We start from the raw sequence: 15,921 nt of genomic DNA on the forward strand, positions 1-15,921 counted from the left end.
TTTTTGCTATCGAAAAGGGTAATCCTGCCTTACATGCAGGAGGTGTATCAGGTGCCAGATACAAGATTTTCCCGTGGAATCAAGGGCTAAATCCACACATGCTTTGGCATGCGTATCGTGCTAGAATCCCAGACTTTAAGCCACTTTAAAGCCGATAGCAAACAATGGATCAGTTCGCCAAAGAAACCCTCCCTATCAGCCTCGAAGACGAGATGCGTCGTTCATACCTCGATTACGCGATGAGCGTGATCGTGGGTCGTGCCTTGCCAGATGTGCGCGATGGTTTGAAACCAGTTCACCGCCGCGTACTTTACGCCATGCACGAGTTGAACAACGACTGGAATCGAGCTTACAAGAAATCTGCCCGTATCGTTGGCGATGTCATCGGTAAGTATCACCCGCACGGTGATACAGCGGTTTATGACACCATCGTTCGTATGGCACAGCCTTTCTCCTTGCGATACATGCTGGTTGATGGCCAGGGTAACTTCGGTTCTGTAGATGGCGATAATGCGGCTGCGATGCGTTATACCGAAATCCGCATGGCGCGGATTGCGCATGAGCTGCTGGCGGATATCGACAAGGAAACGGTGGATTTTGGCCCCAATTATGACGGCTCCGAACACGAGCCCCTCATCATGCCGGCGCGTATTCCCAACCTGCTGATTAACGGCAGTTCCGGTATCGCAGTGGGTATGGCAACCAATATCCCGCCGCATAACCTGAACGAGGTGATTGCTGCCTGTCTGGCATTGCTCAAGAACCCGGAAACGACGGTAGATGAACTCATAGAGATTATCCCCGCGCCTGATTTCCCCACTGCAGGCATTATCTACGGCACAGTAGGAGTCAGGGAAGGTTATCGCACAGGCCGCGGCCGAGTGGTGATGCGTGGCCGTACCCACATTGAGGATCTTGAACGTGGCAACCGCCAGGCATTGATCGTTGATGAGCTGCCCTACCAGGTGAACAAGAAGACTTTCGTCGAGAAAATCGCCGAATTGGTCAATGAGAAGAAGATAGAGGGTATTTCCGATCTGCGCGACGAATCCGACAAGTCGGGTATGCGCGTAGTGATAGAGCTCAAGCGCGGTGAAGTGCCGGAAGTGGTACTTAACAACCTTTACAAGCAAACCCAGCTGCAAGATACCTTCGGCATGAATATGGTGGCCCTGCTGGATGGTCAGCCACGCTTGCTTAACCTCAAGCAGATGCTGGAAGCCTTCCTGCGCCACCGCCGTGAAGTGATCACCCGCCGTACCGTATTCGAACTACGCAAGGCACGTGAGCGCGGGCACGTGCTGGAAGGCCTGGCGGTTGCCTTGGCCAACGTGGATGACATGATTGCGCTGATCAAGGCTGCGCCTACGCCGCCAGAAGCCAAGCGTGAGTTGATGGCTCGCCTCTGGACATCGCCTGTTGTAGAGGAAATGCTGAAGCGTGCAGCCATGGAAGCATCGCGTCCTGAAGGCCTGGCGGTTGACTTCGGCTTAACGCCAGAAGGCTACAGGTTGTCCGATGTGCAGGCGCAGGAAATCCTGCAAATGCGCTTGCAACGCCTGACTGGCCTGGAACAGGACAAGATCGTCAATGAATACAAGGAGGTCATGGATGTTATCGCTGACTTGCTGGATATCCTTGCCAAGTCTGAACGTGTGACAGAAATCATCGTTGAAGAGCTGGCTGCCATCCTCAACCAGTTTGGCGACAAGCGTCGCAGCGAGATTGTGCATAATGCCCAGGATCTTTCCTTGGAAGACCTGATTACCCCACAGGATGTGGTGGTCACGCTTTCGCATACCGGCTATGTCAAGTCCCAGCCTCTGGAGGAATACCGTGCACAGCGCCGCGGTGGCCGTGGCAAACAGGCAACGGCAACCAAGGAAGATGATTTCATCGACAAGATGTTCGTTGCCAATACGCACGATTACATCCTATGTTTCTCCAGTCGCGGCCGTGTTTATTGGCTCAAGGTCTATGAAGTGCCGCAAGGCAGCCGGATCAGCCGAGGCAAGCCTATCGTCAACCTGTTCCCATTGGAGGATGGCGAGAAGATCAATGCCATCCTGCCAGTCAAGGAGTTCGACGAGAATCACTTTGTCTTCATGGCAACCGCCAAGGGTACTGTCAAGAAAACTGCACTGACGGAATTCTCCAACCCACGCCGTTCCGGCATTATTGCGCTTAACCTCGACGATGGTGATTACCTGATCGGTGCCGAAGTTACCAATGGCGTCAATGATATTGTCCTGGTGTCCAATGGTGGCAAGGCGGTCTGGTTCGATGAGGAAGATGTACGCGCCATGGGGCGTGCTGCCCGTGGTGTGCGTGGCATGAAACTGCAAGCCAAGCAGCAGGTGATTTCCCTGCTGATTGCGGATGATGACAAGCAGACCGTTCTGGTAGCGACGGAGAATGGCTATGGCAAGCGTACTGTGCTGGCGGATTTCCGCCATTCAGGCCGTGGTACCCAGGGCGTAAAGGCCATTGCTACCAGCGAGCGTAATGGAGTCGTGGTGGGTGCGCGCCTGGTGAATGATGATGACGAAATCATGCTGATTACAACAGGCGGTGTGCTGATCCGAACCCGTGTGAAGGAAATCCGTGAACTGGGCCGTGCCACGCAGGGCGTCACGCTGATCAACCTGGGCGCAGGCGAAAAACTTTCCGGCCTGGAAAAAGTGGTTGAAACCGACGAAGACACTGATCAAGAAACTGTTGCCGAATAAGGTTTAATAAAGCATTCATGACGCAAATCTATAACTTTTCTGCCGGACCGGCAGTATTGCCTAAAGAAGTATTGCAGCAAGCAAGCAACGAAATGCTGGACTGGCATGGCTCTGGCATGTCGGTGATGGAAATGAGCCACCGCGGCAAGGAGTTCATGAGCATTGCCGCGGAAGCCGAGGCGGATTTGCGGGAGTTGCTCAGTATTCCTGCAAACTACAAGGTGCTTTTCCTGCAGGGTGGGGCTCACGCGCAGTTTTCCATGATCCCCATGAACCTGTTGCGCGGCAAGAAGCAGGCCGATTACCTGGATACCGGCATTTGGGCGCAGAAAGCGATAGAAGAAGCGCGCAAGTACTGTGAGGTGAGTGTGGTGGCGTCCTCTGCGGACAAGAATTACACCTATGCGCCTGCGCAATCAGAATGGAAGCTCAATTCCGATGCTGCCTATGTGCATTACACTTCCAATGAAACCATTGGCGGCGTGGAAATGTTCTGGACGCCTGAAACAGGCCCGGTGCCGCTGGTGGCTGATATGTCTTCGCATATCCTGTCGCGGCCTGTCGATATCAGCAAGTTCGGCCTGATCTATGCTGGCGCGCAAAAAAACATTGGCCCGGCAGGGTTGACTATCGTGATCGTGCGTGAAGACCTGATCGGTGAGACGATTGCGGGTACGCCTACCATGCTGGATTACAAGATACATGCCGATAACGATTCCATGTACAACACACCGCCGACCTACGGCATTTATATTGCCGGCCTGGTATTCAAATGGTTGAAGGCGAAGGGTGGTTTGGCCGAGATGGAAAAACTCAATATCGAGAAATCTGGCCTGTTATATGATTACCTGGACAGTACCGGGTTTTACAGTTCGCCGATAGCGGTGGAAAACCGCTCACGCATGAATATCCCGTTTACATTGAAGGATAGTGCCCTGGATGCAGAGTTTCTCAAGCAAGCCCAGGCAGCCGGATTGCTCCAGTTAAAAGGGCATCGCCTGTTGGGAGGCATGCGTGCGTCGATTTACAATGCGATGCCAATCGAAGGTGTGAAGACGCTGATTGAATTCATGAAAAGCTTTGAGCGCGCTCACGCTTGAACTAGCCACGAGAGCGCTGCAGGGAGCAGTGCCCAATTCGCAACAATATATGCATAGAGTGTAAATCATGAGCGACATACTAAAAAATTGCCGTGACCAGATTGATGCCATTGATGAGCAGATACTGGATCTGGTGAATGCACGTGCTGCGCTAGCTCGTGAAATTGGCGCACTCAAAGGAGAAGGGCCGATATATCGCCCAGAGCGTGAGGCTCAGGTGTTGCGTCGGCTGCTTGATAAAAATACAGGCCCGTTATCTGCCGAGGCAGTCACTGCCATTTTCCGCAGTGTCATGTCCAACTGTCGCGCTTTGGAGCGCGAGCTTGCTGTAGCATTCCTCGGCCCTTTGGGCACCTTCAGCGAAGAGGCTGCGAATAAGCAGTTTGGTGGACTGAGCTCTCCCAAGCCCTGTATTTCCATTGACGAAGTGTTTCGCATGGTAGAGTCCGGTGCCGCTGATTATGCAGTGGTGCCCGTAGAAAACTCTACCGAAGGCGCTGTCGGGCGTACCCTTGACCTGCTGACAACAACCAGCTTGCATATCTGTGGTGAAATCACCCTGTCTGTACATCATTGCCTGCTTAGGGGCAAGGAGTCCAGCAATGAGGTGCAACGCGTTTACTCACATGCCCAGTCTCTTGGGCAATGTCATGAATGGCTGAATCTCAACCTTGGCCATGTCGAGCGCATCAGCACTGGCAGCAATGCCCAGGCAGCCGAGCTCGCCGCACGGGACCCTTTTGGGGCTGCCATTGCCAGCAAGCGTGCTGCGGAGTTGTTTGATATGGCCCTGGTGGCAGAGAACATTGAGGATGATCCCAAGAATACGACACGCTTCCTGGTGTTGGCCAATCACGAGGTTGCGCCTTCCGGCAAGGACAAGACTTCATTATTGCTTGCAGCCAAGAATGTGCCAGGTGCGGTAGTCAGCCTGCTTGCGCCGCTGGCCAAGCATGGTATCGATATGAGCAAGTTCGAGTCCCGGCCGTCCAAGCTCGGCATCTGGGAGTATGTGTTCTTTGTGGATATTGAAGGTCACTATCAGGATCCGCAGCTTGCCAAGGCCCTATATGAGCTTGAGCAATGTGCTTCCTTGCTCAAGGTGCTTGGCTCTTATCCAATTGCCGTAATATGATACTTTGAGTCTGGAGCGGGCTCCCTGCTCTGGATGATTCCCATTAGCTGAGTTTGTTCTTCAGAGGGTCGCATGCCTATCAGTCAGAACTTGTTGTGGTCAGCCTCGTTGCGTAAATGGACACTCCACTTCCAGAATGAGCGCCTGGAGGCCCTGTATCAGCTTTATGCCATCCCCAGCCTTCGCAGATATTCGCGCCTTGCATTATTGGTGGGGGCTATCATGTACATGCTGTATGGCTTGCTTGACCCACTGTTTGTTGTGCCTGAAGCCGTGGTCAGTGTCTGGTATATACGCACTATGGTGGTAATGCTGTTTTTTGCAGTGTTTGGCCTGACCTTTTACCGACAATTCATCAAATATAACCAGTTGCTATTGGGGTTGGTGTCGCTATTCAGCGGCCTTGGCCTCCTGGCCCAGTTGACCTTCATGCCACTGGCGGCCATCAGCTATTACTACACTGGCCTGATTGTGATCCTGTTCTGGAGTTATACATTCTCCGGCTTGAGGTTCTTCAATGCCAGCGTGGTCGGCCTGATATTGTTTGTTGTGTTCAATATCATGTTTCTTGAGCTGCGTCCTTTGCCATTGCTCCAGCTATTGATCTACGATGTGTTCATTCTTGCTGCCAATATGGTTGGGGCCTTTGCCAGCTATGTGGCTGAAAAGCAGAGCCGGGAGCTGTTCCTGCGGGAAAAAGACCTGGATAACGAACGGCATCGGCAACATGAACGTGCCTTGCATGACCGTCTCACCGGTTTGCCCAACCGCGAGTTGCTGCTGGACCGGATAGAGCAGGCCATTAATTATTCAGTACGCAATGATCAGTTGTGCGCGGGCCTGTTTATTGATCTGGACCGGTTCAAACCCATCAATGATACCTATGGCCATTTAATTGGCGATGTGGTTTTGAAGGAAGTGGCAACCCGCCTTAAATACACCATGCGTGATGCTGATACGCTGGCACGGCTGGGCGGGGATGAGTTCTTTGTGCTGGCACGCGATATCGGCTCACCGGAAGCAGCGGAGTTATTGGCGGACAAGTTGCGCATGCAATTGATCGCCCCCATCATCCTGGATGGCTTGCCGCCAATCAAGGACTTGTCAGCCAGTATAGGGGTTTGTGTCTTCCCGTATCGTGATGTTACCGCGGTAGATGTCATCAGGCGTTCCGACCATGCCATGTATGATGCGAAGCGCGAGAGCAAGCAAGCAGTCAATACTATTTAATAAAGGATATCATCGTGACCAGACTGTGCGACCTTGCGCCGTCCAATATTCGTTCCATTGCTCCTTACCAGCCGGGCAAGCCCATCACAGAGCTTGCACGCGAGATGGGTTTGCAGCCAGAGCAGATCATCAAGCTGGCCTCCAATGAAAATCCGCTCGGAGTCAGCCCCAAAGCCTACGAAGCCATGCAGGATGCGCTGCAAGAAATTGCCCGTTATCCGGATGGCAACAGCTTTGCCTTGCGGGACAGCGTCTGCCGCAAGTTTGACTTGAACCCGGGCCAACTGGTATTTGGCAACGGCTCCAATGACATTCTGGAACTCGCAGCCAGAGCCTTCCTCACGCCTGGTTCTGAAGCAGTTTATTCCCAACATGCATTTGCGGTTTATGCCTTGGTAACACAGGCGACTGGCGCCACGGGAGTGACCGTGCCAGCCAGGGGGTTTGGCCATGACCTGGATGCCATGCTGGCCGCGATTACGGAAAAAACCCGGATAGTCTTCATTGCCAATCCAAATAACCCGACAGGCACTTTACTTGGTAAACAAGCCTTGCGGGATTTTCTAGGCCAGGTTCCGAAGAGCGTTCTGGTGATATTGGATGAGGCTTATGATGAATACCTTGAGGCCGATCTCAAGTCTGAGGCGATTAGCTGGCTGGATGAGTTTGAAAACCTGCTGATTTCCCGTACCTTGTCCAAGGCTTATGGCTTGGCAGGCCTGCGTGTGGGGTTTGGTATGGCAGCCAGGGAAATTGCCGACCTCATGAACCGCGTGCGCCAGCCTTTTAACGTTAACAGTGTGGCACAGGCTGCAGCAGTGGCAGCATTGGCGGATGAAGAGTTTGTCGAGCGCACCCGTGCGTTGAATCAGGCGGGCATGCTGCAGATCACCAAGGCACTGCAGGAGCTTGGCCTGAGCTTTATTCCTTCATTTGGCAATTTTGTCAGCTTCAAGGTGAACAACGCTGCCGTGGTGTACCAGCAGTTGTTGCAAAATGGCGTGATTGTGAGGCCAATAGCCGCTTACGAAATGCCTGATTACTTGCGCGTGAGTATCGGCTTGTTTTCGGAGAACTCTCGTTTCCTTGATGTATTGGCGCAAATACTGAAAGAAACCAAGGTTGAGCTGTGAGTTTAGTAACCTCTTGATATGCGTTGGCATATTTCCAGACAGTGCGGGGAAATCTGGTCACCTTTGCAATGAAAGCGAAAGCGTCGTTATTTAACGGCGCTTTTTTTATGTCCTGTAAGCCCTGAGTGCCTGCATCAAAGGCCATTCCAGGCTGATGGACTCATGATAATCATGAGGCGAGTTTCGGTATTTTTGCACTGTTGCCAATTTCTGCGCACGAGCACAATGCATTCACGTTACAGATACTTGTATTCTGATGTTTGTGGCGTTCTAATCTTAATCAACTTTGAGGAGATTTATCATGTGGACCAAGCCAGAAGTAACTGAAATGCGTTTCGGTTTTGAAGTAACTATGTACGTTTGCAATCGCTAAATTGCAATGGCCGGGGTGCTTTGGCAGCCCGGCTGGTTTTTGAAACACAAGAGTAATCGAAAAGGCTTTCATGCATATTCATGTTTTAGGATCGGCAGCAGGTGGCGGTTTTCCTCAATGGAACTGTAACTGCCCGAATTGTGATGGTTTGCGTAAAGGCACTATCAAGGCAAGCAAGCGTACACAGTCTTCAATCTGTGTCAGCGGTGACGGAGTCAACTGGGTTCTCTTCAATACTTCTCCCGATATTCTGCAACAAATCCAGGACTTTGGTCCTCTACAGCCTGGCCGCGCTATCCGCGATAGCGGCATTGTCGGCATAGTGCTGATAGATGCGCAAATTGACCACACTACCGGCCTCCTGATGCTGAGAGAAGGCCAAGTCAAACGTGAAATTTACTGTACCGACATGGTTTATCAGGATTTGACCACTGGTAACCCATTACTGAATATTCTTGGCCATTATTGCGGTATCAACCGCCATGATGTGCCAATAGACGGCAAGGGCACTTTTGAAATAGCAGGCGCGCCCAACCTCAGGTTTACCGCGGTGGCCCTCAAGAGTGCGGCACCGCCATACTCTCCGCACCGCAATGATCCACACCCTGGCGACACGATAGGCGTGCTGATTGAAGACATCAAGAATGGCAAGAAAGCTTTCTATGCACCGGGCCTTGGCGAGATTGAGCCGCACCTGCCCGCATTGATGGAGCAGGCCGATTGCATCATGGTGGATGGCACATTCTGGACCAATACTGAAATGATCGACATGGGGCTGATGACCAAGAAGGCGCGAGATATCGGGCATAACCCGCAATCCGGCCCGGGCGGCATGATAGAAGTACTGGATGGATACCCCAATGCGCGTCGCGTGCTGATTCATATCAACAACACCAACCCGATACTGCGTGAAGATTCTGCCGAGCGTGCAGAACTGACAAAACATGGTATCGAGGTCGCCTACGATGGCATGGATATTATTCTCTAGGAGCCAAGCATGAATGCACCTGTTATCGGCAACACCCCCTGGACACGTGAAGAGTTTGAACAGCAACTGCGGGAAAAAGGCAGGGGCTACCATATATATCATCCATTCCATGTGATGATGTATGAAGGCAAGCTTACACGTGAGCAATTGCAGTGCTGGGTGGCAAACCGTTTTTATTACCAAATCAGCATCCCCCAAAAAGATGCGGCCATTATGTCCAACTGCCCGGACAAGGAAATTCGCAAGGGCTGGATACAGCGCATTATCGACCATGATGGCGATGCCAATAATGTTGGTGGCATTGAGGCCTGGATACAGCTTGGCCAGGCAGTTGGCCTGAGCCGTGAAGATGTCACTTCACTCAAGTTCGTTGCACCGGGTGTACGCTTTGCTGTTGATGCCTATGTCAACTTTGCCAAGCAGCGTCCATGGCAGGAATCAGTCTGTTCATCGTTGACCGAATTGTTTGCACCACATATCCATCAACAGCGCATCAGCTCCTGGCCCAGCATGTACCCATGGGTGAAGGAAGAAGGCCTGATTTACTTCAAGAAGCGCCTGACTGAAGCCAGGCGTGATGTTGAGCAAGGGTTGGCCGTAACCTTGGATTATTTTAGCCAGAGCCGCGAGCTGCAGGAAAAAGCGCTGGATATCCTCCAGTTCAAGCTGGACGTGCTTTGGGTGATTGCCGATGCCATCATGTTGGCATCCACAGATATAAAGGTTGAGAATAATGTCGACTATCTCAGACAACCAAGATAATGCCACCGTCGCCGCTGGCGATATTTATGCCTTGGCGCGTCATTACCGCTTTCAGTGGGAAGACGCACAGCAATGCTATGTGTTGTTGTTTCCTGAAGGCATGATCAAGTTGAACGGCGGGGCAGGTGAAGTGATCAAGCGTGTAGATGGCCAGCGCACTGTCGGTGATATCGTGAGCGATCTGCAACAAGCATTCCCCGATGTAGCTGACTTGCAGTCCGATATCATAGCAATGCTGGATCTTGCGGTAGAAAAAGCCTGGCTGGAAAAACGTAACTAGGCAACCTGGGGCAGGTGCATTACGTTAAGGAGCAGAAACCATGAGTACCCAAGTTCAGAACAACGGCGTAGCCGCTTCCAAGACCAATACCCAGCCCTTGTGGCTGCTGGCCGAGGTCACCTATCGCTGCCCGCTGCATTGTGCCTTCTGCTACAACCCTACCGATTATGACAAGCACACCAAGAACGAGCTGAGCACCGAGCAGTGGATACAGGCGCTGCGCGATGCGCGCAAACTCGGCGCATTGCAACTGGGCATTTCCGGTGGGGAACCCCTGATACGCGATGACATTGAGGAGATTGTGGCTGAAGCCGGCCGCCTGGGTTATTACACCAACCTCATTACCTCAGGTGTGGGACTGACTGAAAAACGCATCAGCGCCTTCAAGGAGGGCGGGCTGGACCATATCCAGCTTTCCATGCACGACATCACTGAAGAGATCAATAACTTCATCACCAACACCCGTACCTTTGAGCTGAAGAAAAAAGTGGCGGCCATGATCAAGGACCATGGCTACCCCATGGTGCTCAACGTGGTGATACACCGCTACAACATCCAGCACGTCAAGGAAATTCTGGAAATGGCAGAGGCGCTGGGGGCAGATTTCGTTGAACTGGCGAATACCCAGTATTACGGCTGGTCCCTCGTCAACCGTAGCCAGTTGATGCCTACCAAGGAACAGATCGACGAAGCGGAAGCCGTCACCAATGAATTCCGCAAAAAAGTCGGCAACAAAATGAAGATTTATTTTGTTGTGCCTGATTATTTCTCCGACCGCCCGAAAAAATGCATGAACGGCTGGGGCGAGGTGTTCATGATTGTCACTGCCAACGGTGACGTGCTGCCATGTCACTCGGCCCGTGTGCTGCCCAATATGACCTTTCCCAACGTCAAGGCGAACGGCCTCAAATGGGTGTGGGAAGAGTCTCCAGCCTTCAATAAATATCGTGGCGATGACTGGATGAAGGAGCCATGCCGCAGCTGCGATGAAAAAGAAAAAGATCTGGGCGGCTGCCGATGCCAGGCTTTCCTGCTTTCTGGTGATGCTGAAGCCGCCGACCCCGTATGTACCAAGTCACCCCATCGTCACCTGATAGACGAGGCGATCGCCAACGCGCAAAAGCCCCATTTAAAGGCACAACCCATCTTCTTCCGCAACGATAAGAACTCTCGCAAGCTGATAGAAGGGGAGAGCCGGGAGCTGGTGGAAGAGTTCCACGCCCTGCCTTGAATCAAAAATGCAAGCGTTGGCTCTCATACATGCCAATAAATCGGCTTCCGTAGCTGTCAAATATTGCATATGGGTATGAGAGCTAATTCTTCTGTCACATAAAGTTCATTTTGTAATCAAATAGAGGGTTCACAATTTCGTTCTAATAAGTAAAAAAATGTAAAGGGCGGAAAGTGGTCAAACCACTGGATCAAGGGGAGTTCGTCTGGGCGGTGGGCATGCTCTGCTTGATGCAGCGTATTCCTTTCGATGCGGCTCTTTTGCTACAGAAATTTCCCCTTGACTACGATCTTTCAGTACTGCAAAGCGCCTTGCAAGCCTATGAGTTCAAGGCTGCATTGCAAACTGTCACTATTAGTGACGTTCATCCTGCAGCTTTTCCAGTCCTGGCTATCCTGCATCCGGCCCCAATTGTTGAACAGCAGCAAATCCAACTCCCTGCATCTGAAGAGACCGGCCAGTCAGTTGTTCATCCATACAGGCTGTGCCTAGTCCTCAAGACAGACCGCGAACGTGTCTTGCTGCTAATGCCGGGAGACAGCCAGCCGCGCACCATCACCCTGGAAGAATTCAACCAGCAAGCCTCCGGCGACATCCTGCTCATCACCAGGAAAGCCGAACCGGCACCCGAGATCGATAGCACGGACAACCCGCAGGCTACTCCTAAGCCGCAACCCAAATTCGGTTTCAAGTGGTTCATCCCCGAACTGCTCAAACACAAAAAACTCTGGCGCGAAATCCTGCTTGCTTCTTTTGCTATTCAGCTCGTCTCATTGGCAACTCCGCTATGCACCCAAGTCATCATCGACAAGGTTGTCGTCCACCACACCACCAGCACCCTCATCGTCATTGCCATCGCCATGGGCATCTTCCTCATCTTTAACGCCGCCATGGGCTGGGTCAGGCAATACCTGGTGCTACATACCGGCAACCGCATCGATGCCGTCGTCGGCTACAAAGTCTTCAGCCACCTGCTGCACCTGCCCATGCGCTACTTCGACCACCGCCCGACCGGCACTCTTGTGGCGCGCCTGCATGGCGTCGAAACCATCCGCGAATTCCTCGCAGGCAGCCTTATCACCCTGATCCTCGACTTTCCCTTCCTCTTTGTCTTTCTCGCCATCATGTTCTGGTACAGCTGGCAGCTCACCTTGATCGCCCTGGCATCACTCCTGCTCATCACCACCTTGAGCCTGGCCATCACCCCATTGCTGCGCAAACGCCTGAACGAACAATTCCTGCAAGGCGCACGCAACCAGGCCTTCCTGACTGAATACGTCGCTGGCATGGAAACCGTCAAATCCATGCAACTCGAACCCCAGTTGGAAAAGAAATACGGCGGCTACCTTGCTACCTACCTCGGCAGCACCTTCAATGCCAGGCAACTCTCCAATACCTACTCCACCTTCGCCAATGCCCTGGACCAACTGCAAACCCTGAGCATCCTCTGCGTCGGCGCCTGGATCGTCATGCACAACCCGGAATTCACCATCGGCATGCTAGTGGCCTTCCAGATGTTCTCCGGCAGGCTCTCCGGCCCGGTATTGCGGCTGGTCGGCATGTGGCAGGAATTTCAGCAGGCCGACATCGCCGTCAAGCGTCTCGGCGACCTCATGGACGCCCCGGCCGAACCATACTCCCTCATCCCCAAGCGCACCGCTGCCAGGCAAGGTCACATCACCCTCCAGCACCTCAGCTTCCGCTACAGTGACCAGCACCCCTGGCTCTACCGCAACCTCAGCCTGGAAATCAAGCCTGGCAAATGCACCGTCGTCATGGGCCCCTCCGGTTGCGGCAAAAGCACCCTGGCCAAACTCCTGCTCGGCTTCCTGCAACCGCAAGAAGGACAAATCCACCTCGACGGGCGCGATATCCGCCATCTGGCCGCCAACGAACTCCGCAGCCACTTCGGCGTCGTGCCGCAGGAAACCACCCTGTTCTCCGGCACCATCTACGACAATTTCACCCTGGCCAACTCCTTTGCCAGCTTCGAACAGATCATCCAGGCCTGCAAACTCGCCGGCATCCACGACACCATAGAAAAACTGCCACAAGCCTATCAAACCGAAATCGGCGAAAACGGCACCGGCCTTAGCGGCGGGCAAAAGCAACGCATCGCCATTGCCAGGGCGCTGCTCCGGCAACCCAATATCCTCATCTTCGACGAAGCCATCTCCAACCTTGACCAACACACGGCAGAACAACTGGCCCAGACCATCAACCACCTCAAAGGCAAGCTCACCATCATATTCATTACCCATCAATTGCCCAAGGGGCTGCAGGTCGATGAGGCGATTTTGTTGGGCAAGGAAACAACCGAGAGCAACAATAAAAATTATGAAAAAGTGGAAATATAAACAACTGAGCAGAATGACTTATCAATACTTGATTTCAACATTCAGTGCGATGGTCTGTCTCTCTTTTTTAAGTGGATGTGCTGAAAAAGTTGAAAGCCAAACTACATATCAAGTTGTGGATACTGGCTATTGGCCAGCAGATAACATTCTTGCCGAGCCTCTATGGCTGGATAACAGCCGAATCATCTTTACCTCCTCCCAGTCACTCAAGCCGGAAAAGCGACCTTACCGCATCAAAATATACAACACCCAGACAGGAGAATTGATAACGACAGAGCTGGAAAGTGTCCGTTGCGTACGCGATGGCCAGATTGTCAATCTCAAACAAGATGAATCAACTAGTGAGTGGATTTACTACCGTGGACTAATAGAAAATCTGGTTGTGCATCCCATGCCGAGGCCCAATATGCATATGGATAGACAGTTCGATTGTGACTGGGTTGACAATCAATCTTCACAGGATGTTGTGCCATATCAGCGCCAGCTGTTGGGCGAGAACTTTATTGAAATAGCCGAGAAAAGCAACAAGACCTATGAATATCAAAAACGTCCTCAAGAGATTAAACAAAAAAAACAGAATGAAGATAAGGAAAGCAGCACAGAAGGTAAAGTAATCTACTACAGCCATAAAGGTAGCCTTGGTCGTGAACTCCCTACTGGACGGATTACTTACAGTGAATTTCTGGATGCTTATTTGATTGGGCACTCTTACTACAGCCCCAAGTGGCCTGAAACCAGATCGTTCTGGATTTTGCAAAGAGATGGCAATTTAGAAGAAGTTCAGTACCCCAAAGAAATGTTGGAAGGAAATCATAAAATTTATCCAATTATTAGTGGATATTTGGTTGTGTATGGTGGTGGGAAATATACCCAAAAATATCCAGGAAGTAATGGAATATATGCAATGTATGAAAACCATATATTTCCCATAATTATGGGATCAGTTCATGGTGTTAGTGTTGCGAAAGATGGCTGCAAGGCTGCATTTTTCCATGCAAATATGATCAAAGAATACCTTTCTCCCACCAAACCATATCGCACTGTTAAGTACATTAATTTTTGCTAGAAATCCCAGCCATGGTCACCAATACTCAAGCTCCGGATACTACAAAAATCTAATAGGAAAACGATCATGGCGTTTGTTAATGAATTGATTAATGAAGAAGATAAAAAAAGGATTGACTGGTCGAAGTTTAAGGCATGGGCATTTAGCCAGCCTCATAAACCAATGAGATGGACAATTGATAGAGACCGTAACTTTTTCTTTGTCTTCTTAGATGGGCCAGGAAGGGAACACGAGAGACCTGAAATTTATGTACTTTATTTTGAAGGAAATATAATTCGAGTTGAGGCAGAGGTTTCTTCAAAAGGAAATCCACTTACTGGCTCAGATGTATTATGGAATATTTTTAATGTCAACATACCAGTGCACATTGAAAAAAAGCGAGATGAAATTCTTACTGTGCTTCAAGAAGCTATTTATGCTCATGGAGCACTCTATCGAATTAATCCGGTTAATTCTGTCCACATTGAATTTTCTCATTGTGGGGGAAAATCATGAGCATGACATTAAGTCAGGCAATTTCCGCACTTGGCGATCCAAATTCTCAAACAATAGAAGGCTTAAAGCAGCTTGTTGCTCAAGTCTCAGTTCAAGTATCAAACCAAACCAATAATGCAGTTACTCTGTTATATAGTGGGGCTGTTGGTGATGTGCCAGCATGGAAAATTGCAAATCAGATAGGTAGTTCTGGTGGCGATAATATCGTTATCATAGATAAAACACCTGTGGCAGAATTTCTAAATTCACCCGATTTCAAAGCTGCGCTTCAACGAGCAGCGGGTACGACTGATGATGCTATCATCAACCAGCTTTTTGACGGTATTATCAACTCAGACGGTTCTCGAACCCCCGGCATGTGGGACATTGCCTCGGCCAATCTGGCACACGCGGCAAGTGGTGAAGTACGTACCCTCACCCCCTTGGCCGAAATGGGCAAGACCTTTATCCAAACCGAACTCCCCGCCTTATGCTTTATTTGGACAGTAGAACCTCAACTATGCGGTAAATATGGATTAATTCCACCTCGAGAATCTGGAGAGATATCCAGAGAGGATGCACTGGAAAGAGCGGCTATGTTAGGACACCCACAATGTATGGGAGACTTGGGTAGTTTTAATTACGTAAATGACCCGGTAAAAAGAGCTGAATGGAATTTGAAAGGCGCCAAAAAAGGATGTAAACAATGCCAGACTCGGCTGGCAACTTTTTACAGGCATGGTATGGGAACTTCAATAAACCAAGCTCTTTCTTGGTGTTGGGTTACTGAGGCGGCTAAAGGCGCAGATATTGCTGATTTAATTGCTGACCTTATTCTATCGGAAAATTCGATATGGCCGTTACTGACAGACCGTCCTCTGCTAACTTTATATCGTCCCAACACAAATTGTGAAGTGATTGAGCAGGTCAACGTTCCGTTTGAACCAGATAATATGATAAAGGATCTCAAAAATAGCTACATCCATTAATCGTGCTGCTCTTAGTCAAGGAAATAGAAGCTGGCTTGATAGCTGGGAAGGCATTGGAAAGTCTCTTATTAAAA

At 50.9% G+C, this 15,921-nt stretch carries 14 protein-coding genes; all 14 read left to right on the forward strand.

The window, feature by feature from the left end:
- Nucleotides 1-164: 164 nt before the first annotated feature.
- The 14 genes from gyrA (at nt 165) to LG200_RS04415 (ending at nt 15,847) form a co-directional block, all read left to right on the forward strand.
- Nucleotides 165-2,729, forward strand: coding sequence for a DNA gyrase subunit A (gene gyrA, locus LG200_RS04350; RefSeq protein ID WP_226756364.1), 2,565 nt, complete (start codon nt 165-167; stop codon nt 2,727-2,729).
- A 17-nt stretch (nt 2,730-2,746) separates the two neighbouring features.
- Nucleotides 2,747-3,829, forward strand: a complete 1,083-nt coding sequence (gene serC, locus LG200_RS04355; protein WP_226756365.1) for a 3-phosphoserine/phosphohydroxythreonine transaminase — start codon at nt 2,747-2,749, stop codon at nt 3,827-3,829.
- 67 nt (nt 3,830-3,896) lie between these two features.
- Nucleotides 3,897-4,964 (forward strand): prephenate dehydratase, encoded by a 1,068-nt coding sequence (pheA, locus tag LG200_RS04360; protein WP_226756366.1) that lies wholly within the window; start codon nt 3,897-3,899, stop codon nt 4,962-4,964.
- 72 nt (nt 4,965-5,036) lie between these two features.
- Complete coding sequence (locus tag LG200_RS04365; RefSeq protein WP_226756367.1) at nt 5,037-6,194, forward strand: GGDEF domain-containing protein; 1,158 nt, start codon at nt 5,037-5,039, stop codon at nt 6,192-6,194.
- Between the two features lie 14 nt (nt 6,195-6,208).
- On the forward strand, nt 6,209-7,327 hold the full coding sequence (gene hisC, locus LG200_RS04370; protein WP_226756368.1) for a histidinol-phosphate transaminase: 1,119 nt from the start codon (nt 6,209-6,211) through the stop codon (nt 7,325-7,327).
- A gap of 301 nt (nt 7,328-7,628) precedes the next feature.
- Complete coding sequence (pqqA, locus tag LG200_RS04375; RefSeq protein ID WP_081774944.1) at nt 7,629-7,700, forward strand: pyrroloquinoline quinone precursor peptide PqqA; 72 nt, start codon at nt 7,629-7,631, stop codon at nt 7,698-7,700.
- A 70-nt stretch (nt 7,701-7,770) separates the two neighbouring features.
- The gene (gene pqqB, locus LG200_RS04380) at nt 7,771-8,688 is read left to right on the forward strand and encodes a pyrroloquinoline quinone biosynthesis protein PqqB (protein ID WP_226756369.1); all 918 of its coding nucleotides are present in this window, start codon (nt 7,771-7,773) and stop codon (nt 8,686-8,688) included.
- A gap of 9 nt (nt 8,689-8,697) precedes the next feature.
- On the forward strand, nt 8,698-9,450 hold the full coding sequence (gene pqqC, locus LG200_RS04385) for a pyrroloquinoline-quinone synthase PqqC (protein ID WP_226756370.1): 753 nt from the start codon (nt 8,698-8,700) through the stop codon (nt 9,448-9,450).
- Nucleotides 9,422-9,730: a pyrroloquinoline quinone biosynthesis peptide chaperone PqqD gene (gene pqqD / locus LG200_RS04390; RefSeq protein WP_226756371.1), complete on the forward strand. Its 309-nt coding sequence runs from the start codon at nt 9,422-9,424 to the stop codon at nt 9,728-9,730. Before pqqC ends, pqqD begins: the two co-directional genes overlap by 29 nt.
- A 40-nt stretch (nt 9,731-9,770) precedes the next feature.
- Nucleotides 9,771-10,961 carry a pyrroloquinoline quinone biosynthesis protein PqqE gene (gene pqqE / locus LG200_RS04395; RefSeq protein WP_226756372.1) on the forward strand — a complete coding sequence of 397 codons (1,191 nt, stop codon included), beginning with the start codon at nt 9,771-9,773 and terminating at the stop codon, nt 10,959-10,961.
- Nucleotides 10,962-11,134: 173 nt separating this feature from the next.
- A complete protein-coding gene (locus LG200_RS04400) occupies nt 11,135-13,318 on the forward strand; it encodes a peptidase domain-containing ABC transporter (RefSeq protein WP_226756373.1) in 2,184 nt (727 codons plus the stop codon).
- On the forward strand, nt 13,299-14,384 hold the full coding sequence (locus tag LG200_RS04405; RefSeq protein ID WP_226756374.1) for a hypothetical protein: 1,086 nt from the start codon (nt 13,299-13,301) through the stop codon (nt 14,382-14,384). Before LG200_RS04400 ends, LG200_RS04405 begins: the two co-directional genes overlap by 20 nt.
- Before the next feature lie 66 nt (nt 14,385-14,450).
- Nucleotides 14,451-14,879 (forward strand): hypothetical protein, encoded by a 429-nt coding sequence (locus LG200_RS04410; RefSeq protein ID WP_226756375.1) that lies wholly within the window; start codon nt 14,451-14,453, stop codon nt 14,877-14,879.
- Nucleotides 14,876-15,847 (forward strand): SEL1-like repeat protein, encoded by a 972-nt coding sequence (locus LG200_RS04415; RefSeq protein ID WP_226756376.1) that lies wholly within the window; start codon nt 14,876-14,878, stop codon nt 15,845-15,847. The genes LG200_RS04410 and LG200_RS04415 overlap by 4 nt, the downstream gene beginning before the upstream one ends.
- The last annotated feature ends 74 nt before the right edge of the window (nt 15,848-15,921 follow it).

The sequence above is a fragment of the Methylobacillus caricis genome (assembly GCF_020532705.1).
In the GTDB taxonomy this organism is placed as follows: Bacteria; Pseudomonadota; Gammaproteobacteria; order Burkholderiales; family Methylophilaceae; genus Methylobacillus; species Methylobacillus caricis.